Annotated in this window: 23 protein-coding genes; 14 read left to right on the top strand and 9 right to left on the bottom strand. The window is 54.5% G+C overall.

Annotated features, from left to right (window positions below; all coding sequences use genetic code 11):
- Positions 1–73: 73 nt before the first annotated feature.
- The 3 genes from sppA to pncA all read left to right on the top strand — a co-directional run bounded on the left by sppA (position 74) and on the right by pncA (position 3,669).
- The gene (sppA, locus tag AABB92_RS04210; protein ID WP_031374597.1) at positions 74–1,933 is read left to right on the top strand and encodes a signal peptide peptidase SppA; all 1,860 of its coding nucleotides are present in this window, start codon (positions 74–76) and stop codon (positions 1,931–1,933) included.
- Positions 1,934–2,030: 97 nt separating this feature from the next.
- Positions 2,031–3,044, top strand: a complete 1,014-nt coding sequence (ansA, locus tag AABB92_RS04205) for an asparaginase (RefSeq protein ID WP_046288282.1) — start codon at positions 2,031–2,033, stop codon at positions 3,042–3,044.
- Between the two features lie 16 nt (positions 3,045–3,060).
- Positions 3,061–3,669 (top strand): bifunctional nicotinamidase/pyrazinamidase, encoded by a 609-nt coding sequence (gene pncA, locus AABB92_RS04200; RefSeq protein WP_031374598.1) that lies wholly within the window; start codon positions 3,061–3,063, stop codon positions 3,667–3,669.
- Between the two features lie 73 nt (positions 3,670–3,742).
- Here the strand turns inward: pncA and AABB92_RS04195 are convergent, their stop codons facing one another.
- Positions 3,743–4,024, bottom strand: coding sequence for a YeaC family protein (locus tag AABB92_RS04195; RefSeq protein ID WP_031374599.1), 282 nt, complete (start codon positions 4,022–4,024; stop codon positions 3,743–3,745).
- A 5-nt stretch (positions 4,025–4,029) separates the two neighbouring features.
- Complete coding sequence (gene msrB / locus AABB92_RS04190) at positions 4,030–4,440, bottom strand: peptide-methionine (R)-S-oxide reductase MsrB (RefSeq protein WP_031374600.1); 411 nt, start codon at positions 4,438–4,440, stop codon at positions 4,030–4,032.
- 342 nt (positions 4,441–4,782) lie between these two features.
- On the opposite strand from msrB, the gene gapA reads away from it, so the two are divergent.
- On the top strand, positions 4,783–5,781 hold the full coding sequence (gene gapA, locus AABB92_RS04185) for a glyceraldehyde-3-phosphate dehydrogenase (RefSeq protein WP_031374601.1): 999 nt from the start codon (positions 4,783–4,785) through the stop codon (positions 5,779–5,781).
- Positions 5,782–5,855: 74 nt separating this feature from the next.
- Positions 5,856–6,752, top strand: coding sequence for a D-hexose-6-phosphate mutarotase (locus AABB92_RS04180; RefSeq protein ID WP_031374602.1), 897 nt, complete (start codon positions 5,856–5,858; stop codon positions 6,750–6,752).
- Here AABB92_RS04180 and AABB92_RS04175 read toward each other — a convergent pair.
- Positions 6,749–7,600, bottom strand: coding sequence for an aldo/keto reductase (locus AABB92_RS04175; protein ID WP_031374603.1), 852 nt, complete (start codon positions 7,598–7,600; stop codon positions 6,749–6,751). The two genes, AABB92_RS04180 and AABB92_RS04175, sit on opposite strands and share 4 nt — an antisense overlap.
- A gap of 72 nt (positions 7,601–7,672) precedes the next feature.
- A complete protein-coding gene (locus tag AABB92_RS04170) occupies positions 7,673–8,422 on the bottom strand; it encodes a MipA/OmpV family protein (protein ID WP_031374604.1) in 750 nt (249 codons plus the stop codon).
- 419 nt (positions 8,423–8,841) lie between these two features.
- On the opposite strand from AABB92_RS04170, the gene yeaG reads away from it, so the two are divergent.
- From yeaG to AABB92_RS04140, 6 genes are all read left to right on the top strand, one after another.
- A complete protein-coding gene (yeaG, locus tag AABB92_RS04165; protein WP_031374605.1) occupies positions 8,842–10,776 on the top strand; it encodes a protein kinase YeaG in 1,935 nt (644 codons plus the stop codon).
- Between the two features lie 87 nt (positions 10,777–10,863).
- Complete coding sequence (locus AABB92_RS04160; RefSeq protein WP_031374606.1) at positions 10,864–12,138, top strand: YeaH/YhbH family protein; 1,275 nt, start codon at positions 10,864–10,866, stop codon at positions 12,136–12,138.
- A gap of 250 nt (positions 12,139–12,388) precedes the next feature.
- On the top strand, positions 12,389–14,116 hold the full coding sequence (locus tag AABB92_RS04155; protein ID WP_031374607.1) for a potassium/proton antiporter: 1,728 nt from the start codon (positions 12,389–12,391) through the stop codon (positions 14,114–14,116).
- 77 nt (positions 14,117–14,193) lie between these two features.
- Complete coding sequence (locus AABB92_RS04150) at positions 14,194–14,427, top strand: DUF1480 family protein (protein ID WP_031374608.1); 234 nt, start codon at positions 14,194–14,196, stop codon at positions 14,425–14,427.
- A gap of 378 nt (positions 14,428–14,805) precedes the next feature.
- On the top strand, positions 14,806–16,272 hold the full coding sequence (gene wbaP / locus AABB92_RS04145) for an undecaprenyl-phosphate galactose phosphotransferase WbaP (RefSeq protein WP_031374609.1): 1,467 nt from the start codon (positions 14,806–14,808) through the stop codon (positions 16,270–16,272).
- A gap of 127 nt (positions 16,273–16,399) precedes the next feature.
- A complete protein-coding gene (locus AABB92_RS04140; protein ID WP_031374610.1) occupies positions 16,400–17,593 on the top strand; it encodes a multidrug effflux MFS transporter in 1,194 nt (397 codons plus the stop codon).
- Between the two features lie 2 nt (positions 17,594–17,595).
- On the opposite strand, the gene dadX is transcribed toward AABB92_RS04140, so the two are convergent.
- A complete protein-coding gene (dadX, locus tag AABB92_RS04135; RefSeq protein ID WP_031374611.1) occupies positions 17,596–18,666 on the bottom strand; it encodes a catabolic alanine racemase DadX in 1,071 nt (356 codons plus the stop codon).
- A gap of 19 nt (positions 18,667–18,685) precedes the next feature.
- Positions 18,686–20,005, bottom strand: coding sequence for a D-amino acid dehydrogenase (locus AABB92_RS04130; protein ID WP_338137927.1), 1,320 nt, complete (start codon positions 20,003–20,005; stop codon positions 18,686–18,688).
- A gap of 487 nt (positions 20,006–20,492) precedes the next feature.
- Between AABB92_RS04130 and AABB92_RS04125 the strand changes: the two genes are divergently transcribed.
- Positions 20,493–22,028 carry a SpoVR family protein gene (locus AABB92_RS04125; RefSeq protein ID WP_031374613.1) on the top strand — a complete coding sequence of 512 codons (1,536 nt, stop codon included), beginning with the start codon at positions 20,493–20,495 and terminating at the stop codon, positions 22,026–22,028.
- A gap of 37 nt (positions 22,029–22,065) precedes the next feature.
- Here AABB92_RS04125 and fadR read toward each other — a convergent pair whose 3' ends face one another.
- Positions 22,066–22,785, bottom strand: a complete 720-nt coding sequence (gene fadR / locus AABB92_RS04120) for a fatty acid metabolism transcriptional regulator FadR (protein ID WP_031374614.1) — start codon at positions 22,783–22,785, stop codon at positions 22,066–22,068.
- 212 nt (positions 22,786–22,997) lie between these two features.
- Here fadR and nhaB point away from each other — a divergent pair, with 212 nt between their 5' ends.
- Together nhaB and dsbB are read left to right on the top strand one after the other, a co-directional pair.
- Positions 22,998–24,527: a sodium/proton antiporter NhaB gene (gene nhaB, locus AABB92_RS04115; RefSeq protein WP_031374615.1), complete on the top strand. Its 1,530-nt coding sequence runs from the start codon at positions 22,998–23,000 to the stop codon at positions 24,525–24,527.
- Positions 24,528–24,650: 123 nt separating this feature from the next.
- A complete protein-coding gene (dsbB, locus tag AABB92_RS04110) occupies positions 24,651–25,181 on the top strand; it encodes a disulfide bond formation protein DsbB (protein WP_031374616.1) in 531 nt (176 codons plus the stop codon).
- A 71-nt stretch (positions 25,182–25,252) separates the two neighbouring features.
- On the opposite strand, the gene AABB92_RS04105 is transcribed toward dsbB, so the two are convergent.
- Positions 25,253–25,699, bottom strand: a complete 447-nt coding sequence (locus AABB92_RS04105) for a YcgN family cysteine cluster protein (protein ID WP_031374617.1) — start codon at positions 25,697–25,699, stop codon at positions 25,253–25,255.
- Positions 25,700–25,762: 63 nt separating this feature from the next.
- Positions 25,763–26,422: a fumarylacetoacetate hydrolase family protein gene (locus AABB92_RS04100; RefSeq protein ID WP_031374618.1), complete on the bottom strand. Its 660-nt coding sequence runs from the start codon at positions 26,420–26,422 to the stop codon at positions 25,763–25,765.
- Positions 26,423–26,464: the final 42 nt, after the last annotated feature.

Raw genomic sequence — 26,464 nt, 5'->3', positions numbered from 1 at the left:
TTTAGGATGAGCTCGTCGGGGAAGCCTGGTACGCGCGGCGGCCACTTCCGGCTACATGAATATGGAGAGTCTGATGCGCACATTGTGGCGAATTATTGCAGGTCTGTTTCGCTGGACCTGGCGGGTATTAAATTTTATCAGGGAATTCATTCTGAATATTTTCCTGATTTTGTTGATTGTGGTAGGTGTCGGGATCTGGCTGCAGGTGAGCGGATCGGGCGGCAGTTCAGCGCCGATGCAGCAAGGTGCGCTGCGGGTCGATCTCAGCGGTGTGCTGGTCGATAAGCCTTCGGTCAGTAATCGGCTGAGCAAAATTGGCCGGCAGTTGCTGGGGGCCAGCAGCGATCGGCTGCAGGAAAATTCGTTGTTTGACGTAGTTGATGCGATTCGTCAGGCCAAAACGGACAATAACATTAAAGGCATGGTGCTGGATTTACGCGACTTTGCCGGCGGCGATCAGCCTTCGCTGCAGTACGTTGGTAAAGCACTGCGCGAATTCCGCGACAGCGGCAAGCCGATCTATGCGCTGGGCGACAGCTACAGCCAGGCGCAATATTATCTCGCCAGCTACGCCAGCAAAATCTACCTGTCGCCGCAGGGCACGGTCGATCTGCACGGGTTTGCCACCAACGGCCTGTATTACAAAACCCTGCTGGAAAAACTGAAAGTCACTTCCCATGTGTTCCGGGTCGGGACCTATAAATCTGCGGTAGAGCCGTTCCTGCGTGACGATATGTCACCTGCCGCCCGCGACGCCGATAGCCGCTGGGTGGGTCAGCTGTGGCAGAACTACCTGAATACCGTGTCAGCGAACCGTCAGATTACGCCAGAGCAGCTATTCCCGGGTGCAGCGGCGGTGATTGCCGGGCTGAATGCGGTTAAAGGCGATACTGCGCAGTACGCGCTGGATAACAAGCTGGTGGATGCGCTGGGTTCCCGTGCCGCCGCCGATCAGGAGCTGGTGAAAACCTTTGGCCTTGATAAGCAGAGTAATGATTATCGCAGCGTCAGCATCTACGACTACGCGGTTAAACCGGCCTCGGCGCAGGATGGCAACATTGCTGTGGTGCTCGCCAGCGGCGCGATCATGGACGGTGAAGAGACGCCAGGCAACGTCGGTGGCGATACCACCGCCGCACAGATTCGCGATGCGCGTCTCGATCCGAAAATTAAAGCCATTATCCTGCGGGTTAACAGCCCAGGCGGCAGCGTGACCGCCTCTGAAGCGATTCGCGAAGAGCTGGCGGCGGCGCATGCTGCCGGTAAGCCGATTGTGGTATCGATGGGCGGCATGGCGGCATCCGGCGGCTACTGGATTTCGACCCCAGCCAACTACATCGTGGCTAACCCAAGCACCCTGACCGGCTCTATCGGTATTTTTGGCGTGATCAATACGCTGGAAAACAGTCTGGATGCGATTGGTGTGCACACCGACGGTGTAGCCACCTCGCCGCTGGCTGATATCTCCACCACCAAAGCGCTGCCAACCGAAGTTCAGCAGCTGATGCAGCTGACCATCGAAAATGGTTATCACAACTTTGTGGGTCTGGTGGCGAAGTCACGCAACAAGACGCCGGAGCAGATTGACGCCATCGCGCAGGGCCACGTCTGGACCGGTAGCGATGCCAAAGCCAATGGGCTGGTCGATGCACTGGGTGACTTTGACGATGCGGTTAAGAAAGCCGGTGAGCTGGCAAAAGTCAACAAACCGCAGCTGAGCTGGTATCAGGATGACCCGAGCTTCCTCGATATGATGCTGAACCAGGTCAACGCCTCGGTACGCGCGGTGCTGCCGAATCCGCTCAAGGCCTGGCTGCCTGCGCCGATGCTGGATGTGATGAGCGCGATGAAAGCCCAACCCGGTCTGTTTGATCATCTTAACGATCCGCAAAACCGTTACGCCTTCTGCCTGAACTGCGGCGACGTGCGTTAAACTATGCGATAAACCTCGCAGCCCGGCCGATGGTCGGGCTGCTTTTCCCCGCCTTTCCCCTTATACTGCGCGTTTTACGGCAAGTCTGAGTTCTCTAATGCAAAAGAAAAACATCTACGTAGCCTACACTGGCGGTACCATTGGTATGCAGCGATCGGCACAGGGATACATTCCGGTTTCCGGCCATCTGCAGCAGCAGCTGGCTAACATGCCTGAATTCCACCGTCCCGAGATGCCCGATTTCACCATTCATGAGTATCAGCCGCTGATCGACTCGTCCGATATGACGCCGCAGGACTGGCAGTCAATCGCAGAGGATATCCGGCAGAATTATGATCACTATGATGGTTTTGTGATTCTGCATGGCACCGATACCATGGCGTTTACCGCGTCGGCCCTCTCCTTCATGCTGGAGAATCTGGCTAAACCGGTTATCGTCACCGGGTCGCAGATTCCGCTGGCGGAGCTACGTTCAGATGGGCAGCAAAACTTATTGAACTCGCTGTATGTCGCAGCCAATTATCCGATCAGCGAAGTGTCGCTGTTCTTCAACAATACGCTCTACCGCGGCAACCGGACCACCAAAGCGCATGCCGATGGCTTTAATGCTTTCGCTTCGCCTAACCTCTCCGCGCTGCTGGAAGCCGGTATTCATATTCGCCGCCTGAATACCCCGCCTGCACCGCAAGGCCAGGGTGCACTGATTGTGCACACTATTACGCCCCAGCCGATTGGCGTGGTGACCATCTATCCAGGCATCTCGGCCGATGTGGTACGCAACTTCCTGCGTCAGCCGGTAAAAGCGCTGATCCTGCGCTCTTACGGTGTCGGCAACGCGCCGCAGAATGCGGAGTTCCTGGCAGAACTCCAGCAGGCGAGCGAGCGCGGTATCGTGGTGGTCAATCTGACCCAATGCATTTCGGGCAAGGTCAATATGGGCGGCTACGCCACCGGCAACGCGCTGGAACATGCTGGCGTCATCAGCGGTTTTGATCTGACCGTTGAGGCAGCGCTGACTAAGCTGCACTTCTTACTCAGCCAGAACCTCTCCGCCGATGAAATACGCAGCAAAATGCAGCAAAATTTGCGCGGTGAACTGACAGAAGATTGAGACGGAGCGACTTGTAATGAAACGCGCACTGATCATTATTGATATCCAGAATGATTTTTGTCCGGGCGGCCCAATGGCCGTCCATGAAGGCGACCAGACTGTTGAGGTCGCCAACCGCTATGCGCGCACCTTCATCCAGAACGGTGAACCGGTGGTCGCGCTGCAGGACTGGCATCCGGCTGACCATGGCAGTTTCGCCTCGGTCTCCGGCGAACCGGTGTACACCCTCGGCGAATTAAACGGTCTGGCGCAGATCTGGTGGCCGGATCACGGCATTCAGGGAAGCCAGGGGGCCGATTTCCATCCTGGCCTCGAGCGTTCGCTGTTTGATGCGGTGTTCCATAAGGGTCAGGACCAGGATGTTGACAGCTACAGCGCCTTCTTCGATAACGGCCATCGCCGCAAAACCGAACTCGACAGCTGGTTACGCGAACGCGAGATCACGCATCTGGTGGTGCTGGGACTGGCGACCGACTACTGCGTGAAATACAGCGTGCTGGACGCGCTCGAGCTGGGCTATCACGTTGAGGTGGTCAAAGAAGGCTGTCGCGGCGTGAACCTGAATCCCGAGGACAGCGAGATCGCTTTCGCGCAAATGACCGCCCAGGGCGCGGTGCTGATATGAAAAAAGCTGGCGCTAAGCCAGCTTTTTTTTGCCGGTAAAGGCGGGTCAACCGTTGACGGTGAAGGTGGCTCACTCAGTGCAGGTTGAGGCGGGTCACGTCTGAGTCGATGCCGAACTCTTCTTTAAGCTGCTTTTTCGACTTCGTGACCATCTCACCGTCTTTGCCAATCGTCATGTGCTGCGGGCTGTCGTTATGCCGCGCCTGCCACAGCATCACCAACTGCAGGCAGTTGTCGCGCTGTTCCTGCGTTAGCGCTACGCCATCCGGCCATTTCCCAATCTCTACCGCCGTCGCCAGTCGCTGATAGACTTCCGGCGTCATTGCGGCGAGCATCGCTTCAAGTTGCTGCTTCATCGCCATTATCCTTTGGTCTGTTCGCCCTGCTCGTCAGTAAAATTCAGTGAGGCGGAGTTGACGCAATAGCGTTCTCCGGTCGGCTGCGGGCCATCAGGGAAGACGTGTCCCAGATGTGCGTCACATTGACCACAGCGAATCTCAATGCGCTGCATGCCGTGTGAATCATCTTCAATATAACGAATCGCGTCGTCGCTCACCGGCTGGTAAAAGCTCGGCCAGCCACAACCTGAATCATACTTGGTCTCAGACAGAAACAGCGGCGCGTTACAGACCAGACAGTGGTAAATGCCTTCCTGTTTGTTGTGCAGCAGTGCGCCACTGTAAGGCGGCTCCGTTCCGCGATGCTGGGTCACATAACGCTGCATTTCTGTCAGCTGCGCAATTTTTGCTTCGGGTGCGGTGTCTTTAGCCATTTTTAAGATTCCGGAAGGTGCCATTCTGAAAATTTCGACTACTATTCTAACAAATGATCAACATAAGGCGGGTCTTTTTTCGTGCTCACCCTTTCAGTCCGACGTCTGCAACCCGGATTTGTGACTTCGATCACCTTTTATCCGGGGCATCCCTATATATTCGGCGATTGATTAAACGAAGCGCGATATCATTGGCGGTCCGCAAGCGATTGCGCATCGAATAATTCCTTTCAGGCAAATTGACCTGTCGCAACAATTGACACGATTCCGCTTGACGCCTGGTAAGGTTTTTGTAATTTTACAGGCAACCTTTTATTCACTAACAAATAGCTGGTGGAATATATGACTATCAAAGTAGGTATCAACGGTTTTGGCCGTATCGGTCGCATCGTTTTCCGTGCTGCTCAACAGCGTTCTGACATCGAAATCGTTGCAATCAACGACCTGCTGGACGCCGATTACATGGCGTACATGCTGAAGTATGACTCTACTCACGGTCGTTTCGACGGCACCGTAGAAGTTCAGGACGGCGCGCTGGTTGTTAACGGCAAGAAAATCCGTGTTACCTCTGAGAAAGATCCGGCTAACCTGAAGTGGGACGAAGTCGGCGTTGACGTTGTTGCTGAAGCAACCGGTATTTTCCTGACCGATGAAACTGCACGTAAACACATCACTGCAGGCGCGAAGAAAGTTGTTCTGACTGGTCCATCGAAAGATGACACCCCAATGTTTGTTCGTGGTGCAAACTTCGACAAATACCAGGGTCAGGATATCGTTTCTAACGCATCGTGCACCACTAACTGCCTGGCTCCACTGGCAAAAGTGATCAACGACAAGTTTGGTATCGTTGAAGGTCTGATGACCACTGTTCACGCAACTACCGCTACCCAGAAAACCGTTGATGGCCCGTCTCACAAAGACTGGCGCGGCGGCCGCGGCGCATCTCAGAACATCATCCCTTCATCAACTGGCGCAGCGAAAGCAGTGGGTAAAGTTCTGCCAGAGCTGAACGGCAAACTGACCGGTATGGCTTTCCGCGTACCAACCCCTAACGTCTCCGTCGTTGACCTGACTGTACGTCTGGAAAAAGCGGCTTCTTACAAAGAAATCTGTGCTGCTATCAAAGCCGCTGCAGAAGGCGAGATGAAAGACGTGCTGGGCTATGTTGAAGATGACGTGGTTTCTACTGACTTCAACGGCGAAATCCTGACTTCAGTGTTTGACGCTAAAGCCGGTATCGCGCTGAACGACAACTTTGTGAAACTGGTTTCCTGGTATGACAACGAAACTGGCTACTCAAACAAAGTTCTCGACCTGATTGCGCTGGTTTCTGCTAAATAAGGCAGCCAGACATCATTGAGAATAAGGGCGACTTCGGTCGCCCTTTTTTTGATCCGCTCAGGAAGGAATCGAACATGCAAGATAAACTGTTTTCTCTGCCGGTGGTGACGCAGATCTCCCCTTACCTCTCGCAGCGTCAGGTCGGAGAACTGCCGGCGATTATCGTCAGTCATCCCAAAGTACGTGCGGCTCTGACACTGCAGGGCGCCCATCTGATTGCCTGGCAGCCCAGCGGTGAGCAACCGGTACTGTGGCTCAGTGACAAGAGCCAGTTTGCGGCCGGTAAAGCGATTCGCGGCGGCGTGCCGATCTGCTGGCCCTGGTTTGGCCCGGCAGGCGAACCGGCGCACGGCTTTGCTCGCAATCAGCCGTGGACGCTGTCAGCGCATGATGAAAATGAAGATGGCGTGATGCTGACGCTGGTGCTGGAAAGCAATGCTCAGACGCTGAAGCTGTGGCCGCATGAGTTCACCTTAATTGCCCGCTTCCGGCTCGGCCAGCATTGCGAGATCGAACTGGAAGCGCACGGTGACTTTGAAGCAACCGCCGCGCTGCACAGTTATTTCACCGTCAGCGATATCAGCAGCGTTGAAGTGTCAGGGCTGGGAAACAGCTATATCGACAAGGTAAATCAGGGTGAGATCGGCAGCAGTGACGGTAAGCAGCGCTATCCGGGCCGGATTGACCGCATCTTTACCGCAGCCGAAGACTGCTCAGTGATCAACGATCCGGCTGCTCAGCGGCAGATTGAAGTCTATCATCACCATCACAGTGACGTTGTTACGTGGAATCCAGGGGTTGAGCTCTCCTGCAGCATGGCCGATATGCCGAATGAGGGCTACAAGACCATGGTTTGCGTCGAGACGGCCCGTATCAACAAGCCACTGCGCAGTGCAGGCGAAAAGCCGGCCCGTCTGGCCACCACCTTCCGCCTGAAGAAAAAAGTCAGCGGCGAGGCGGTTAAGGCTTAAACCACGTCGAGCGGCAACTTGTGCTGCGGTGCCGGATAGCGCTGGTTGATCAGGCTGAGATCGTCCTCTGACAGAACCACCTCCAGCGCCGCAGCATTTTCCTGCACATGGGCAACAGAACTGGCTTTGGGAATGGCGATAACCCCCGGCTGACGGATTACCCACGCCAGCAGTAGCTGCGCCACGCTGATGCCCTTTTGCTGTGCAAGCCGGGTCAGTTGTGGATCGCTGAACAGGCTATCGCGTAGTCGTCCGGCCTGTGCCAGCGGACAATAAGCCATGATCGGCAGGTTTCGCTGCTGGCAGGCTGGCAACAGATCATATTCAATGCCGCGTGAGCCAAGATGGTACAGTACCTGATTGGTCGCGCACTGCGTCCCGCCCGCTTCATCCCACAGCTCAGCCATATCATCGGTATCGAAATTAGAGACGCCCCAGTAGCGGATTTTACCCTGCTGCTGCAGACGTTCCATCGCCCGTATCGTCTCTTCCAGCGGAACGTTACCGCGCCAGTGCAGCAGGTAAAGATCGAGGTAATCGGTTCTCAGGCGGCGCAGGCTGCGCTCGCAGGCCCCGATAGCATCCTGCTCACCGGCATTCCACGGATAGACTTTAGACACCACCAGCGCCTGGTCACGACGCCCCTGCAGCGCTTCACCCACTACCTGTTCGGCAGCGCCGTCAGCGTACATTTCCGCCGTGTCGATCAGGCGCAGACCGCATGCCAGTCCGGCCTGCAGCGCAGCGACTTCGGTTGCACGCTGCGCCGGATTTTCGCCCATATACCAGCTGCCCTGGCCGATCACCGGCAGAGAGTGATGGCCGGCAAAATTGATGAGGTTACGCATTCCGCTCTCCCGCCCCATTATGAGGCCCCATAAAAGAACAGAGGGCATAAAATGCCCTCGTTTAGTGCGTTATCAGAAGGTGTAACTGACGCCGGTCCAGAGTGTCGCCTGGCCGCTTTTATCAATCATCGGGCTGTCTTTGATTTCGCTGTCGAAGCGGGTATAGCGACCGACGACGCCAACGTTCCACTCCGGCGAAATCTGATAGCTGGCGCTCAGCTCGACATAAGGTGACCAGCTGTCATCCGGATTGTAGCGGCTGATGCCGGTACGGGCGCTTTCATGGCCGGAAACACCGTAGTAATAACGGTTTTGATTGGCACTGTTCCACATCGCACCAATACCCGGCGTCAGGCTGAAATCACCCATTTCGAAACGGTAAAGGTAGGTTAAGTCCCAGATCATACCGTTGCTGTTGTTCAGCACGTCACCCAGTAAGGCGGTGCGGACAATACCCCAGTCGGCAGTATGACGGTAGGTGGCACCCGCCATCAGGGTCATGCGACGTTTATCCAGCCCTTTCATATCGCCCAGATCGTTGTCGCTGGGTTTGTACTCCTGCGGGGAACCGAGCACCGTCAGTGACAGCTGGTTCTGCGGATCTTTCCACAGGTAGTAACCGCCCTGCAGGCTGCGGAACCAGAAGTCTTCACCTTCGTAATTGATCACCGGAACCGGCAGATAACGGTCCTGACCACCACGATAAGGGGACTCGGCATAAATCACTGAAGCACCAACAGAAAGCGGTGCGGCGTTAACGCCGCCAGAGAGCAAATAACAAGGTAAAAGTGCGACAAGCGCCTTAAATTTGAATTGGTTCACAATTTATTCATTCCATAAATATAACAATCAAACATGAAGTCTAACGTTTTTTTGCGACTGGATTAACTTATATCGAATTCCTTTAAGCGACCAGCCGCTGAAAGTGGCATTAAAGGTTAAAATCACGTTAAGTTAAGTCAACAGAGGCGCATACCGGCCTTACATCAAACCGATTATGTTGTTGATCTCACCCTCACCTATCCACAGCCATGGAGGAAATTTCTTAGAAGCCATCTACAGTTAGAAGTAAGACCAGACATATTGTACGAGCAGAGTAACCATAAAAGTTGTGTATCCCGATAAAAACGATCAGGTTGGCATAAGGGTTGCTGTACTCAATAGAGAATATCTTCCGGGAGCTGCATGAGCCTCTAATTACGCTCCTTACCTGTGCTAAAAACGAAAGGACGGGCATCGCTATGAATATATTCGATCACTATCGTCAGCGTTATGAAGCTGCCAAGGACGAAGAGTTCACACTGCAGGAATTTCTTGCTATCTGTAAGCAGGATCGCAGTGCATACGCCAACGCTGCAGAGCGACTGTTAATGGCTATTGGTGAGCCAGTAATGGTTGACACTGCTCAGGAGCCACGCCTTTCCAGAATATTCTCCAACCGTGTGATGGGACGCTATCCGGCGTTCGAGGAGTTTTACGGCATGGAGGAAGCGATTGAACAAATCGTCTCCTACCTGAAACATGCCGCTCAGGGACTTGAAGAGAAGAAACAGATCCTCTATCTGCTGGGTCCGGTCGGCGGTGGTAAATCCTCGCTGGCTGAGCGGCTTAAATCGCTGATGCAGCGCGTACCGATCTACGTGCTGAGCGCCGATGGCGAACGCAGCCCGGTCAATGACCATCCGCTCTGCCTGTTCAACCCGCAGGAAGATGCCCATATCCTTGAAAAAGAGTACGGCGTGCCGCGTCGCTACCTCGGTACCATTATGTCGCCGTGGGCGGCCAAACGTCTGCACGATTTCGGTGGCGATATCTCACGCTTTAAAGTGGTTAAGGTCTGGCCATCGATTCTTGAACAACTGGCGATTGCCAAAACCGAACCTGGCGATGAGAACAACCAGGATATCTCGGCGCTGGTGGGTAAAGTGGACATCCGTAAACTGGAAAATCACGCGCAAAACGATCCTGATGCCTACGGCTACTCCGGCGCATTGTGCCGCGCTAACCAGGGCATCATGGAATTCGTCGAGATGTTTAAGGCGCCGATTAAGGTACTGCATCCCTTACTGACCGCTACCCAGGAAGGTAACTATAACGGTACCGAGGGTATTTCGGCCCTGCCGTTTAACGGCATCATTCTGGCGCACTCTAACGAATCAGAATGGGTCACCTTCCGTAATAACAAAAACAATGAGGCGTTCCTTGACCGTGTTTACATCGTCAAAGTGCCTTATTGCCTGCGGGTCTCGGAAGAGATCAAAATTTATGAAAAACTGCTGAATCACAGTGAGCTGGCCACCTCGCCTTGTGCACCCGGCACGCTGGAAACCCTGGCTCGCTTCTCAATTCTGTCGCGGCTGAAAGATCCGGAAAACTCAAGCATCTACTCCAAAATGCGGGTTTATGACGGCGAAAGCCTGAAAGATACCGATCCTAAAGCCAAATCGTGGCAGGAGTATCATGACTACGCTGGCGTGGATGAAGGGATGAACGGTCTGTCGACCCGTTTTGCCTTTAAGATCCTGTCGCGCGTCTTCAACTTTGACCATGCCGAAGTGGCGGCCAACCCGGTGCACCTGTTTTACGTGCTGGAGCAGCAGATTGAACGTGAGCAGTTCCCGCAGGACCAGGCGGAAAAATACCTGGAGCACCTGAAAGGTTATCTGATCCCGAAATACGCCGAGTTCATTGGCAAAGAGATTCAGACCGCTTACCTGGAATCCTATTCCGAGTATGGTCAGAACATCTTCGATCGCTACGTGACCTACGCCGACTTCTGGATTCAGGATCAGGAGTATCGCGATCCCGATACCGGTCAGCTGTTCGATCGTGAATCGCTGAATGCGGAGCTGGAGAAGATTGAGAAACCTGCTGGTATCAGTAACCCGAAAGATTTCCGTAACGAGATTGTCAACTTTGTGCTGCGCGCCCGGGCACACAATAACGGTCGCAATCCGAACTGGACCAGTTACGAGAAATTACGCACCGTGATCGAGAAGAAAATGTTCTCGAATACGGAAGAGTTGCTGCCGGTGATCTCCTTCAATACCAAGACCTCTACCGATGAGCAGAAGAAACATGATGATTTCGTCGATCGCATGATGGAAAAAGGCTATACCCGCAAACAGGTCCGCCTGCTGTGTGAATGGTATTTGCGTGTGCGTAAATCGTCCTGATTAAAGTAAGCAAACCGGTATTTCGATACCGGTCGTCTAAAGGTCGGGCTAGCCCGACCTGCTTGCAATGTAGTTTGGGGGAACACTATGGCCTATTTCATCGATCGCCGGCTGAACGGTAAAAACAAGAGCGCGGTTAACCGCCAGCGCTTCTTGCGCCGTTACAAGTCGCAAATCAAGCAGTCGATCTCCGAGGCCATCAATAAACGCTCGGTTACCGACGTCAGCAGCGGTGAATCTGTTTCGATACCTATTGATGACATCAATGAGCCGATTTTCCACCAGGGACGCGGCGGCAATCGCCATCGCGTGCATCCCGGAAACGACCATTTTGTGCAGAATGATCGCATTGAGCGACCGCAGGGCGGCGGTGGCGGCGGCAGTGGTCAGGGCAACGCCAGTCAGGATGGCGAAGGACAGGATGAATTCGTCTTTCAGATTTCCAAGGATGAATATCTCGATCTGCTGTTTGAAGATCTGGCGCTGCCCAACCTGCGTCGTAACCAGCATCGTCAGCTGAATGAATACAAAACGCACCGCGCCGGCTACACCTCTAACGGGGTGCCCGCCAACATCAGTGTGGTGCGCTCGTTGCAAAATTCACTGGCGCGCCGTACGGCGATGACCGCAGGGAAACGGCGGATGCTGCACGAGCTGGAAGAGACGCTCAGCATCGTTGAGAAATCGGAACCGGCCCAGCTGCTGGAAGAGGAGCGCCTGCGCAAGGATATCGCTGAACTGCGCGCACGCATCGAGCGGGTGCCGTTTATCGACACCTTTGACCTGCGCTACAAAAACTTTGAGAAGCGTCCGGAGCCCTCCAGCCAGGCGGTGATGTTCTGCTTAATGGATGTTTCGGGTTCAATGGATCAGGCCACTAAAGATATGGCCAAGCGTTTCTACATTTTGCTCTATCTGTTCCTGAGCCGGACCTACAAGAATGTCGATGTGGTCTATATCCGTCACCACACTCAGGCTAAAGAGGTTGATGAACAGGAGTTCTTCTACTCGCAGGAGACCGGTGGCACCATCGTTTCCAGCGCGCTGAAGCTGATGGATGAGGTGGTCAAGGATCGCTATGACCCGGCGCAGTGGAATATCTACGCTGCGCAGGCGTCCGATGGCGATAACTGGGCCGATGATTCACCGCTTTGTCACGAAATTCTGGCGAAGAATATCCTGCCCGTGGTGCGTTACTACAGTTATATCGAAATCACCCGTCGCGCCCACCAGACCTTGTGGCGCGAGTATGAGCATCTGCAGGCGATGTTCGACAACTTCGCGATAGAGCATATTCGCGAACCGGAAGATATCTATCCGGTGTTCCGTTCTCTGTTTCATAAACAGGCGGCCGAAGCCTGATCATCCAAGCCGGCTTATCACCGGCTTGTTTTTTATCTGCTGAATAACCTGATAAAACAGTCGTTTTTCTCCCCCTTGCCTGCCAACTCCCTCATTCTTCACATTAATCTGATTCCATAAGCCAATAAGCAATTCGTATAATTTTCATTTTGACCATGACAACTCCTTGATAAAACATTATCTTTTAGACATAGCATGGACATTTGTCATGATTTGATGCAACTCAACGCCATATCTCAGGAGCCCGGGTTTGAACCACACCATAGTTTACAGTCTGTTTATCATCGGTTCCGTGCTGGTCGCCTCGAGCATTTTGCTCAGCTCTTTCTCCTCGCGCCTCGGCATTCCTATCCTGGTTATCTTCCTGGCACTCGGCATGCTGACCGGGATTGATGGCATCGGCGGTATCGCCTTTGATAACTATCCCGCCGCTTATCTGATCTCCAACCTGGCGCTGGCTATCATCCTGCTGGATGGTGGCATGCGAACCAAAGCCAGCTCGTTTAAGGTGGCGCTGGGGCCCGCCCTGTCGCTGGCGACCATCGGCGTAATGATTACCGCCGGCTTAACCGGCGTGGTGGCGGCCTGGCTGTTTAATCTGGATATGATGCAGGGTTTTCTGATTGGCGCGATTATCGGTTCAACCGATGCGGCGGCGGTGTTCTCGCTGCTGGGCGATAAGGGGCTCAATGAGCGCGTCAGCTCCACCCTTGAGATTGAGTCCGGCAGTAACGACCCGATGGCGGTGTTTCTGACCATTACCCTGATTGAGATGATTGAGCAGGGTCAGACCGGGCTCGACTGGATGTTCCTGGTGCATCTGGTGCAGCAGTTCGGGCTGGGTATTGTACTAGGTTTGGGCGGCGGCTGGGCGCTGCAACAGTTGATCAACCGCATCAGCCTGGCTGGCGGGCTCTATCCGCTGCTGGCGTTGAGTGGCGGCATTCTGGTTTTCGCCCTGACCACGGTATTAGAAGGCAGCGGCATTCTCGCGGTCTACCTGTGCGGCTTTCTACTGGGCAACAGCCCAATCCGTAACCGTCACGGTATTTTGCAGACCTTCGACGGCATGGCCTGGCTGAGTCAGATCGGGATGTTCATCGTGCTTGGTCTGCTGGTTACCCCGTCTGACCTGTGGCATATCGCCGTGCCGGCGATGATCCTGTCGCTGTGGCTGATTCTGGTGGCACGTCCGTTGTCGGTGTTTATTGGCCTGCTGCCGTTCCGCAGTTTCACTACCCGCGAACGTTTCTTTATCAGCTGGGTGGGCTTACGCGGTGCGGTGCCGATTATCCTGGCGGTATTCCCGATGATGGCGGGATTGGAAAACGCCTCGCTCTATTTCAATATTGCCTTCTTCGTGGTGCTGGTGTCGCTGATGCTACAGGGCACCTCGCTGGGCTTTGCCGCCAAAAAAGCCAAAGTGGTGGTGCCGCCGACCGCCTCGCCGATCAGCCGGGTGGGTCTGGATATTCACCCGGAGAATCCGTGGGAGCAGTTTGTTTATCAGCTCAGCGCCGATAAATGGTGTGTCGGTGCCGCGCTGCGTGATTTGCAGATGCCGCGTGAGACCCGGATTGCGGCGCTGTTCCGCGACAATGTGCTGATGCACCCCAATGGCGGGACGCGCCTGAAAGAGAACGATGTAATCTGCGTGATTGGCCGCGAACGCGATCTGCCGGCGCTCGGCAAGATGTTCAGTCAGTCGCCGCCGGTCTCTCTCGATCAGCGCTTCTTTGGTGACTTCATCCTCGATGCAGAAGCCCGTCTGCGGGATGTGGCGCAAATCTACGGCCTCGAACTGGACGAGGCGACCAATGACCAGCAATCGCTGGGACAACTGATGCTCAGCATGCTGGGTGGCGCGCCGGTGGTGGGCGACCAGGTGGAATGGAATCAGCTGACCTGGACCGTCGCCGAGAAAGAAGATAACCGGATCGTGAAGATTGGTGTGCGTCCAGCTGAAGAGAAGGAATAATCTTAATCATTCAGCCACGTTAATTTCTGCTGATGCACTAAGCTAATAGTTCAAGCCAGCATAAACGGGAGAAATGAATGGGACACGTGGTTAAAATTGGACGTTATGAGATTGTGGATGCCGATCTTGACAGTGAGAACTCCGACACCGTCAGTATCCCCTGTGACACTAATCCCGGCTTAATTACGCAACTGGATGGCTGGGATCGTGATACCAGCGTTCCGGCCTGGATCGACGGCGAACCGGTTAATCTGCAAATCGGGCATTACGATAAACAGCAGGACCGCTGGATTTTGAAGAAGCCAGCCTGAGTTGCCTGCCTTACCGCCAGTCGGACAATCTGGCGGTAATTCCTAAAAATAGTCTTAAACAGTTTGGTTATAACCGCCCCTTCTCTTATTTTATCCTGCCAGAACAATCAGTTACCCTTTTAAAACTTTAATCAATTTTGATGTTTTCAGATTTTTTCCGTATTAACTCTGTCAAATAACTCCTGCATACTCTTTCTCAACGCTGCAATATTTCGTGAGTGACATCACGCTTTGTCAGTCACTCTTTTCGCAGCTTCGTTTGGCTGTACTGACTGCAACAGACTGAAAATTATTTTTTAATTTTATCAGTAGCCCACTCCTGAACGCGTACTTGATTCTGGTCAGGCCATCTTTTACTTAAGAAAGAGAGCAGGTTTTATGGCAAGTACATTGATAATGAATAACCCGAGCCGCTCGTGGAGCGGAACGCGTAAAAATATCATCGTAAAGTTCGCCCTGAGTTTTTCTGATTTGATTGCACTTAATCTGGCGTTGTTTTTATCGGCCGCCACTATTCAGGGTATTTGGGGAGAGCTGGATACTTTTATTCCCCCGCAACAAATTGAATACCGTTTTGTCGCGCAGTTTATTATGTCCGTCATGTGTACCGGCTGGTTCTGGGTACGCCTGCGTCACTACACCTATCGCAAACCCTTTTGGTTCGAGCTGAAAGAAATCGTTAAGACGCTTTTCGTTTTCTCCCTGCTCGATCTCGCCCTGATTGCTTTCTCTAAGTGGGATTTTTCCCGCATGGTGTGGGTGTTCAGCTGGACGTACGCACTGCTGCTGCTGCCGTTAATGCGCGCGTTGGTTAAGCGCGCCATTAATAAAGCCGGTCAGTGGCAGAAAGAGACCATTATTATTGGTTCCGGCCGTAACGCCACCGAAGCCTACGCCGCGCTGCAGAGCGAGGAGATCCTCGGCTATAACGTGCAGGCATTTATCTCGGTAGATGACGTACCGGCGCAGCAAACGGTTAATGGCGTGCCGGTGATCACCTGGAAAGATATCAACTGGCAAACTATCGACCGCGACAACGTGCAGTTTATTGTGGCGATGGAATATGAGCAGCAACCGATGCGCGACCGCTGGCTGAAGTTCCTGTCGAAGATGAACTGTCGCTCTGTCTCAGTGATCCCGACCCTGCGCGGTGTGCCGCTCTACGGTACCGACATGTCGTTTATCTTCAGCCATGAAGTGATGATCCTGCGGGTCAGCAACAACCTGGCCAAATACTCGTCGCGGTTCCTGAAGCGCGCCTTTGACCTGATTGTCGCTTCGATGCTGCTGCTGTTTCTCGGTCCGATTTTCGCCCTGCTCTGCTACATGGTGAAACGCGACGGCGGCAACGCGATTTACGGCCATGAGCGCGTCGGCCAGGATGGTAAGAAGTTTAAATGCCTTAAGTTCCGTTCAATGGTCACCAACTCGAAGGAAGTGCTGGAGAATCTGCTGGCCACCAGCGAAGCGGCGCGCATTGAGTGGGATAAGGACTTTAAACTGAAGAACGATCCGCGCATTACAAAGATCGGTGGCTTCCTGCGTAAAACCAGTCTGGATGAGCTGCCGCAGCTGTGGAACGTGATCCGTGGCGAGATGAGTCTGGTCGGGCCGCGTCCGGTGATTGAAGCGGAGCTGGAACGTTATGCTGGCGATGTCGATTACTATCTGATGGCGAAGCCCGGAATGACCGGCTTGTGGCAGGTCAGCGGACGTAATGACATTGATTATGATACCCGCGTCTACTTTGACTCCTGGTATGTCAAAAACTGGGCGCTGTGGACCGATATCGCCATTCTGTTCAAAACCGCCGGGGTGGTACTGCGCCGTGACGGTGCTTACTAAACCTGTTATGCGATGCCTGTTTACAGCAGGCATCGCAACTTCCGCACGTTCCCCTCTATCTTTTTTCGCCCTGAATCATTACCCTCTGCGGCTCGTTTTTTAACAGAACGTTTACCCTCTGGTCGTTATGCAAAAATTTACTCTACTGTTATTGAGCCTGGTGCTGCTGGCACCTTTAGGCATCGATCTCTATTTGCCCACACTGCCGCAGATTGCGGAAGGGCTGAATACCCCGGTCAATCTGGTGCAGACCACCATTCCCCTGTTTCTGCTGGTGATGGGACTGGGACAACTGGTGACCGGTCCGCTGGTGGATAACTACGGTCGCAAGCCGATCGCCCTGCTGGGGCTGGCGCTTTACATCGCAGGCAGCGTCATCGCCGCCACGGCCACCTCGTTTCCGCTGTTCCTGATTGCCCGTCTGGTGCAGGGCTGTGGCGTCTGTTGTAGTGCGGTGGTCGCCTTCAGCGGCGTACGTGACCGTCTGAGCGGTGATGATGCGGCACGCGCCTACGGCTTTCTGAATGGCGCGTTAAACATCGTGCCGGCCCTGGCACCGCTGCTGGGTGGCCTGCTGGCCAGCGCCTTTGACTGGCGCGCGCCCTTCTGGTTCCTGTGCGGCTACGGCGCGCTGATCATGCTGCTGGTGATTATCTGGCTGCCGGAAACGCGTCCGGCCGATACTCTGCGGGTCAAAGGCCTGCCGATTGCGCAGTATGCCGCCATTCTGCGTCAGCCACGCTTCCTCGCCTTTGCCTTTGCCAATGCGGGCGCTCTGGGCATGGTGCTGACCTATGTCTCGCTGGCTCCGCAGGTTTTGATGACCGAGGGTGGCTTATCGCCGATTCAGTTCTCCTTTGCCTTTGGCGCTAACGGCTTCTGGATTATGTTCGTCAGTGTGTTCGTCAATAAAACCATCCGCAAAGCGGGACGGCCTTTCTGTCTGGCGATGGGGTTTGTCACTATGCTGCTGGGCGCGCTGCTTTTGCTGGCAGGAATGATGCTGTTCCCGGCGTCAATGCAGACTCACTGGGCGCTGTATATGTTCCCGGTGGCGGTATCAGTCGCGGGACTGGCGTTTACCGTCGGTCCGGCCACCAGCTATGCACTGGAGCCGTATCAGCAACAGGCTGGGGTGGCATCCGCCTTACAGGGATTTATTCAGATGGCGGGCGGTGCGGCAGGCAGCCTGGTTATCGTGGCGCTGCCGGTGGCTGAGAAGCTGTCACTGAGCCTGATGATGTTGCTGGGTGCCATACTGGCGTTGATCGCCTGGCGCTGCAGCAGGAAGATGCGCGGCCGGGTGACCGCGCTGACCTGAATTTAACTTAGCTGAACCGGAACGCGGGGAGCCAGTGCGCACATCAGTTCGTACCCTACCGTTCCGGCCGCTTTTGCCACCTGATCGATTTTCACCTGTTCGCCCCACAATTCCACCCGCGAGCCGATTCCGGCCTGCGGACAGGGAGTCAGATCGACGGTGATCATGTCCATTGATACCGCACCCACTACCTGAGTCATGATCCCATCAACGCTGACCGGCGTTCCGGTAGGCGCATGGCGCGGATAGCCATCCGCATAGCCACAGGCCACTACGCCAATCCGCTGCGCCTGGGTGGCATGATAACGGTAGCCATAGCCGACGCCATCACCCGCCTGCAGCTGCTGAATGCCGATAATCTCACTGCTCAGCGTCATCACCGGTTCCAGACCGCTGCTGGCAATATCCTGCCAGTCGCCGCTCGGTGACGCGCCATACAAAATAATGCCGGGCCGCACCCAGTCATAATGCGCTTCAGGGTGCCACAGGGTACAGGCAGAGTTGGACAGCGATCGCGGGCAGTTAAGCCCCTCGGCCGCTTGTTCAATCCGCTGCAGCGGAACGATAATGCCGTCGGGATTCTCCGCATCCGCGAAGTGGGCCATCAGCGTCATTTCAGCGACGTTGTTAAGTGCGCGCAGTTTCTGCCACGCTGCATTCACCTGTTCGGGCCGGAAACCGAGCCGGTTCATCCCGCTGTTGACCTTAAGATAGATATCAACCGGTGCCGACAGCGTCGCGTTAGCCAGCGCTTTAATCTGCCAGTTACTGTGCACGCTGGTGGTCAGGCGATAGCGATCGATCAGCTGCAGATCCTCTGGCTGAAAAAATCCCTCCAGCAGCAGGATCGGTTTTTTCCAGCCCTGCTCGCGCAGCAGAATCGCCTCTTCCAGATTAAGCAGGGCAAAACCGTCGGTGGTGGCCAGACTTTCCCAGACGCGGGCAAGACCATGACCGTAAGCGTTAGCCTTAACCACCGACCAGACGCGGGACGCAGGCGCGGCCTGGCGAACCACCGCCAGGTTATGCCGCAATGCCTGCTGATTGATGGTAGCGACAATCGGACGTGACATCCTTCCTCTCCCTGAGAGCTTAACGAGTAGCGTTGGCGTTACGCAGTGGCGAAGCACTCGCCACGAAACCGGGTAAATAGCGAAACACCGATAAGTCATCCGCGGCGATCGACGGTTTTTTGCCGGAAATCAGATCGGCCAGCAGCTGACCTGAACCGCAGGCCATCGTCCAGCCCAGTGTCCCGTGACCGGTGTTGAGCCAGAGGTTAGCCACCGGGGTCGCACCGACAATTGGCGTACCGTCAGGCGTCATGGGACGCAATCCGGTCCAGAAGCTGGCCTGCGCCAGATGACCGCCTTCAGGATAGAGATCACTGACCACCATCTCCAGCGTTTCCCGCCGTGCTTCGGTCAGTCTGGTGTTAAAACCAACGATTTCCGCCATGCCGCCAACCCGGATACGATCGTCAAAGCGGGTTACCGCGACTTTGTAGGTTTCGTCGAGAATGGTGGAGACCGGGGCGGCATCCGGATTTTTAATCGGGATGGTGAGCGAATAGCCTTTCAGCGGATAGACCGGGATGTCGACCACGTTGCGCAGCAGCGCGGTGGAGTAGGAACCCAGCGCTACCACATACTGATCCGCTTTGATGATCTCCTCGCCGCACTTCACGCCGTAGATGCGGTTACCGTCGCGCAGCAGGTGATCGATGGGGGTATTGAAGCGGAACACCACGCCGGCCTGTTCTGCCATCTTTGCCAGCCGCTGGGTAAACAGCTGGCAGTCGCCAGTTTCATCATTCGGCAGGCGTAAACCGCCGGTCAGTTTATGCTGGGTGGCCGCCAGCGCCGGTTCAACCCGCGCCAGCTGATGCGCTTCCAGCAATTCGTAGGGCACGCCCGCTTCGCGTAGCACCGCGATATCTTTGCTGGCGCTGTCGTACTGCTGTTGGGTGCGGAACAGTTGCAGGGTGCCGCCCTGCCGACCTTCATAGGCGATACCGGTTTCGGCGCGCAGCGCTTTCAGGCAATCGCGGCTGTATTCCGCAATCCGCACCATCCGGCTTTTATTCTGCTGATAGTGGTTGATATCGCAGTTACGTAACATCTGCCACATCCATTCCAGCTGGAAGCTGCTGCCATCCAGCCGCACCGCCAGCGGTGCATGCCGCTGAAACATCCATTTAACCGCTTTCAGCGGCACGCCCGGCGCCGCCCAGGGCGCCGCATAGCCTGGCGAAATCTGCCCGGCATTGCCCGCGCTGGTCTCCAGCGCCGCGGCAGGCTGACGATCAATCACCGTCACCTGATGTCCGGCCCGCGCCAGATACCACGCGCTGGCTACACCTACCACACCACTTCCCAGAATCACAACGTGCATATGTCCCCCACCCGGCATGTAAAAGCATAATTCACTGTTCATCAGGCGACATTCAGCGGATTCACTCAGCAGATATCACCCCGAAATTTCAGCAACTATTTCACATCTTTTTTACTTAACAGGTAACTAAAATCATATCGCCGCGCAAAATACAGAGATTTATCCGCCTTATCGGGCCAATTCAGAAATAAATGACAACGAAGCCAGTTAAATCTGCTTTTGGCAGGAGAATCATTCAACCCCATACAAACCGCTTATAAACAGGATTATATTCCAGATTTTAAATTTATGGTCGAGTTAAAGGCTATTAAATTCCACATCAATCCACTCTGAATGATTTTCTGCCAAAGAATTCATTTGAGTTCGCATTTCGGATAAGCGACAGTGGGCTATCATTGTTGTGTTCGCTCAGTTTTTTTCGGGTTCCCTTTCTCAGGATGAAGCCTTAAATAACCGGAACGGGTTGCCTTTCGGGTCAGCCAGTTTGCAAAAAAAGAGGTGCGCTATGACGACAATCTTTGACGATCCCATCAAGGACAGCAAACGACTCAATGACGGACCAGACTGGACATTTGAACTCCTCGATGTCTACTTAGCCGAGATCGACCGCGTGGCGAAACTCTACCGGCTCGATACCTATCCGCACCAAATCGAAGTGATCACCTCTGAGCAGATGATGGACGCTTATTCCAGCGTCGGTATGCCGATCAATTATTCACACTGGTCATTCGGTAAGAAGTTCATTGAAACCGAACAGCGCTACAAGCATGGTCAGCAGGGTCTGGCCTACGAGATTGTAATCAACTCCAATCCCTGCATCGCTTATCTGATGGAAGAGAACACCATGACCATGCAGGCGCTGGTGATGGCGCACGCCTGTTACGGTCATAACTCTTTCTTCAAAAATAACTACCTGTTCCGCAGCTGGACCGACGCTGGTTCGATAGTTGATTACCTGCTATTTGCCAAAAATTACATCAGTGATTGCGAGGAGCGCTACGGCGTTGAGGAAGTCGAACGACTGCTCGACTCCTGTCACGCGCTGATGAACTACGGCGTTGACCGTTATAAACGGCCGCAGAAGATCTCGCTGCAGGAGGAGAAAGCGCGACAGAAGAGCCGCGAAGAGTATCTGCAAAGCCAGGTAAATACCCTGTGGCGTACTCTGCCACGGCGTGAAAAAGAGACGGTGCAGGTTGAAGCAGCGCGTTATCCGTCTGAACCGCAGGAGAACCTGCTCTACTTTATGGAAAAGAACGCGCCGTTGCTGGAGCCGTGGCAGCGTGAAATCCTGCGCATCGTGCGTAAGGTGAGCCAGTATTTCTATCCGCAAAAGCAGACGCAGGTGATGAACGAAGGCTGGGCCACCTTCTGGCACTACACCATCCTTAACCATCTGTATGACGAAGGCAAAGTGTCGGAACGCTTCATGATGGAGTTCCTGCACAGCCACACTAACGTGGTGTTTCAGCCGCCGTACAATAGCCAGTGGTACAACGGCATCAACCCTTACGCCTTAGGGTTTGCGATGTTCCAGGACATCAAACGTATCTGTCAGTCACCGACCGAAGAGGATCGCTACTGGTTCCCGGATATCGCCGGTTCGGACTGGCTGGAAACCCTGCACTTCGCGATGCGTGAATTCAAGGATGAGAGCTTCATCAGCCAGTTCCTGTCGCCGAAAGTGATGCGTGACTTCCGGCTGTTTACCGTGCTGGATGATGACCGCAATAATTACCTTGAGATTGCGGCTATCCACGATGAAGCGGGCTACCGGGCGATTCGCCAGCAGCTGTCGGCCCAGTACAACCTGAGCAATCTGGAGCCTAACATTCAGGTTTATAACGTGGACTTACGTGGCGATCGATCGCTGACGTTGCGCTATGTGCCGCAGAGTCGCACCCCGCTGGATAAAAGCCGGCGCGAAGTGCTGAAGCATGTCCATCGTCTGTGGGGATTTGATGTGATTCTGGAGCAGCAGAATGAAGATGGCAGCGTTGAGCTGCTGGATCGCAATCCCCCACGCGGTTCACCACTGTAACCTGAGAATAAAAACCGGACGTGATGTCCGGTTTTTTTTAGCGTTTACTGCCGAGGTCATCCGGCATGCTTTTTTGCATGCTGTGCCAGATTTCACCGCTGCGACGGCCGTAGTTGCGCACCGCATCCACGATCTCATCCTGGCTCGGTTCTTTATCGCACAGCGCCAGCAGCGAGAGGTAGAAATCACGCGCCACCTGACGCGCTTCCGGGTTGGAGAAGTAGTGACGTCCTACCCGGGTATAGAGCCCTTTCAGCCCATTCAGGATCAAGCCGTAGATGGGGTTGCCGGAGGCAAACGCCAGACCGCGGAATATCCGGTAGTCGAGTTCGGTATAGGCATCCGCCTGGTCGTCGGCACTGGCGACGGTTTCCAGCACTTCACGCGCTTTTTCCGGATGATGACGCAGGGCACGACTGATAAAAATTGACGATATATTGGTGCGAACCGACAGCAGGTTATCGATCAACACCGGCACGCTGTCGTGATCGAGACGCGCCAGGGTTTCCAGAATATTCAGTCCGGAGGTTTCCCAGAAGTCATTGACCCGGGTCGGTTTACCGTGCTGAATGGTCAGCCAGCCATCACGCGCCAGGCGCTGTAGCACTTCACGCAGGGTGGTACGTGTTACCCCAATCAATTCAGAAAGCTCACGTTCAGCAGGAAGAATCGACCCTGGCGGAAAGCGGCTGTTCCAGATGCTTTCAATAATATACTCTTCAGCAAATCCCGCTGGGCTCTGAGCCTTAATTACCATAGCAGTGTGTTCTCGTTGCTTTCTTAATTGTGATGGGCACTCATCATACCAGACGCCCTATAGCGGATATAGCCTGCGCAACTATTTAAACCGGACGCAGAGCCAATTTTCAGGGCTGACTCACGGTGGAACCGTGCTAATTTGCGCCAGGCCCCGCTAAGGATTATTCTTTGCGGCAGAAATCCATACACAACAACAGGATACTTATTCCGATGGATATGACATATGGGCAGGCGTTAAAACGGAATTTTCTCGGCCAGTCGCCCGACTGGTATAAAGCATTAATGCTGGTTTTCCTGATCGTGAATCCGTTGATTTATGCGTTTGTCAGCCCGTTTGCCGCCGGCTGGTTGCTGGTAGCGGAATTTATTTTTACCCTCGGCATGGCGCTTAAATGCCATCCGCTGTTGCCAGGCGGCCTGCTGGCGGTTGAGGCGATAATTATCGGCATGGCCAGCGCTGATCAGGTCAAAACCGAGCTGGCAAATAATCTGGAAGTGCTGTTGCTGCTGATCTTTATGGTGGCGGGCATCTTCTTTATGAAGCAGCTGCTGCTGTTTGTCTTTACCCACCTGCTGCTGTCCATCCGCTCAAAAGTGCTGCTCGGCGTGACGTTCTGTCTGGCCGCCGCCTTTCTTTCCGCCTTCCTTGACGCACTGACGGTACTGGCCGTGGTGATCAGCGTGGCCGTCAGCTTTTATGAGATCTATCACCGTGTCGCCTCGGATCCGCAATATCAGCATCATCCGCTGGCGCAGCGTGAGACGCTGGAACAGTTCCGGGCCTTTCTGCGCAGCCTGATGATGCAGGCGGGCGTCGGTACCGCACTGGGTGGCGTGATGACCATGGTGGGAGAACCGCAAAACCTGATTATTGCCCATGCCGCCAGCTGGGACTTCGTCCAGTTCTTTCTGCGGATGGCGCCGGTAACGGTCCCGGTACTGATCTTCGGCATCGTCACCAGCGTGCTGGTCGAAAAATTCCGCTGGTTTGGCTATGGTGCCACCCTGCCCGCCAGCGTGCGTCAACTGCTGGAAGAGAGTGAACAGCAGAACGCTGCACAGCGTACCCGCCAGGAGAAGCTGAAACTGTGGATTCAGGCGGTGATTGGCATCTGGTTAATTGTCGCGCTGGCGTTTCATCTGGCAGAGGTCGGTCTGATTGGGCTATCGGTGATTATTATGGCGACGGCGCTGTGCGGCATCACCGATGAGCATGCGATTGGTCAGGCGTTCACCGAAGCGCTGCCCTTTACCGCATTGCTGACGGTGTTTTTTGCTATCGTGGCGGTGATCATTGAGCAGCAACTGTTTGCACCGCTGGTCACCTTTGTGCTCAGCACGGAGCCCGACGCCCAGCTTAAGTGGTTCTACGTCTTCAACGGCCTGCTCTCGTCCATTTCAGATAACGTCTTCGTCGGATCGGTTTATATCAATGAGGCGCGTCATGCCTTTGATCGTGGCGCGATTGACGCCCGGCAGTTTGAGTTGCTGGCGGTGGCGATCAACACCGGTACCAATCTGCCGTCAGTCGCCACACCGAATGGCCAGGCGGCGTTCCTGTTCCTGCTGACCTCGGCCCTGGCACCACTGATTCGTCTCTCATACGGACGGATGGTTTGGATGGCACTGCCGTTTACCGTGGTACTGTCGCTGATCGGCTATCTGGCAATCCACTTTCTGCTGGTGCCGTATACCGACAGCCTGCTCAGTCTGGGATGGCTTTTACCGCCGCACCTGTAAACCTTTTAGCCGGTCTGGATCAGGTTCAGGTCATATTTGAACATGATTTTTCCCTGCGCCAGGCTGGTTTGGCGGCGCTTTTGGTTTACACTGCGAGGCATTAACGTTTACAGGGAATGCAATATGTTACGATATCTGAATCAATGTTCTCGTGGTCGCGGAGCCTGGTTATTACTGGCCCTGACAGCGCTGGCGCTGGAACTTACGGCGTTATGGTTCCAGCATGTCATGGGTCTCAAGCCCTGCGTAATGTGTATCTATGAACGCAATGCCTTATTCGGCGTAATGGGTGCGGGTCTGATCGGTGCCATTGCGCCAAAAACGCCGTTACGGCTGGTGGCGCTGGCGTTGTGGTTATATAGCGCCTGGCAAGGTTTGCGCCTCTCCTATGAACACACCATGATTCAGCTGCATCCCAATCCTTTTACCACCTGTGACTTTGCGGCACGTTTCCCCAGTGGCTTACCGCTGGATAAATGGCTGCCGTCGGTGTTTCTCGCCAGCGGCGATTGTGCAGAGCGCAGCTGGACCTTCCTGACCTTCAGCATGCCGCAGTGGATGATCGTGGTGTTCGCTGCTTACCTGCTGGTCGCGCTGCTGGTACTGATTGCCCAGCCGTTTAAAGCGAAACGCCGCGATCTGTTTAGTCGCTGATAACAAACTGGTTAGTCGCAGATAGCAAAAAGGCTGCCACTGGCAGCCTTTTTTAATGATGATCCCGGCAGTTAGCCGTTGCGGTCAGGTCGATCGATAATGTGATCTTCCCAGTCGCGCACTTCACTCTCCCGCACCGCAATGTAACGTACTGAAATCCGCTGGGCGTGCATCTCTTTTTTTGAGCCAGCACGCAGCGGATGCCAGGCTGGCAGCGGCTTGCCCTCACCCAACAGGCGATAGGCGCAGGTGCGCGGCAGCCAGTCGAAGGTGGTGAGGTTCTCGCGCGTCAGCTTGATGCAATCCTCTTCAAGTTCGAAGCGACGTTCATAATTGCGGCACTGGCAGGTTTTGATATTCAGCTGATTACAGGCGACGTTGGTGAAGTAGATCTCATCGGTGTCGGCATCCTGCAGCTTATTCAGACAACACTGCCCACAACCATCACACAAGGATTCCCATTCCTCATCGCTCATTTGTGCCAGGCGTTTGTGTTGCCAGAAAGGGGTGTCAGTCATGATGATTGTCCGGGTTTAGCGTAAACCGCACCTTATAAAGCCTCTGGTGCGGCGATGCAAGTTTTACAGTACGCGCGTGCTGATGCCGTGTCCGGCCAGTGACACTTCCAGCGTGTCGCCAGAGCGCATCGGGCCGACCCCTTCCGGGGTTCCGGTCAGGATCACATCACCGGCGCGCAGGGTGAAATACTGGCTCATGTGGGCAATCAGCGGCAGGATTTTATGGATCATATCCGCGGTGGAACCGTGCTGACGCACCTCACCATTCACCCGCAGCTTAAGTTCGGTATTCTGCGGGTCATCACTGAATTCAGCGGCCGGGATAAAACCGGAAATCGGACAGGAATTATCGAAACCTTTCGATTTTTCCCACGGCTGGCCCGCTTTCTTCAGCCCTGCCTGCAGGTCACGCAGCGTTAAATCAAGCGCCACGCCGTAGCCGGCAATCGCCTGCGCCACATGCGCTTCTGTCGCCTGCTTAAGGGTTGCGCCAATCAGGACAGCCAGCTCAACCTCGTGATGAACTTCGCCAAACGCATCCGGAATCGACAGCGGCTGACGCAAATCACACAGTGAAGTTTCCGGCTTGATAAAAATGACCGGTTCGGTGGGTTTGGCGCTGCCCATTTCCTTAATGTGTTTCGCATAGTTGCTGCCAACGCAAACCACTTTGCTGACCGGAAAATCCAACAGAGCGCCTTGCCAGTTACGATGCTGATACATGCTTATCCCCTGCGTAGGTTAGGTGTGATGCCAGCGTGGCTG

It is taken from the genome of Pantoea brenneri (assembly GCF_038594305.1).
Lineage (GTDB): Bacteria > Pseudomonadota > Gammaproteobacteria > Enterobacterales > Enterobacteriaceae > Pantoea > Pantoea brenneri.
Note: the sequence above shows the minus strand (reverse complement) of the source record. Positions and strands in the feature narration are given on the sequence as shown.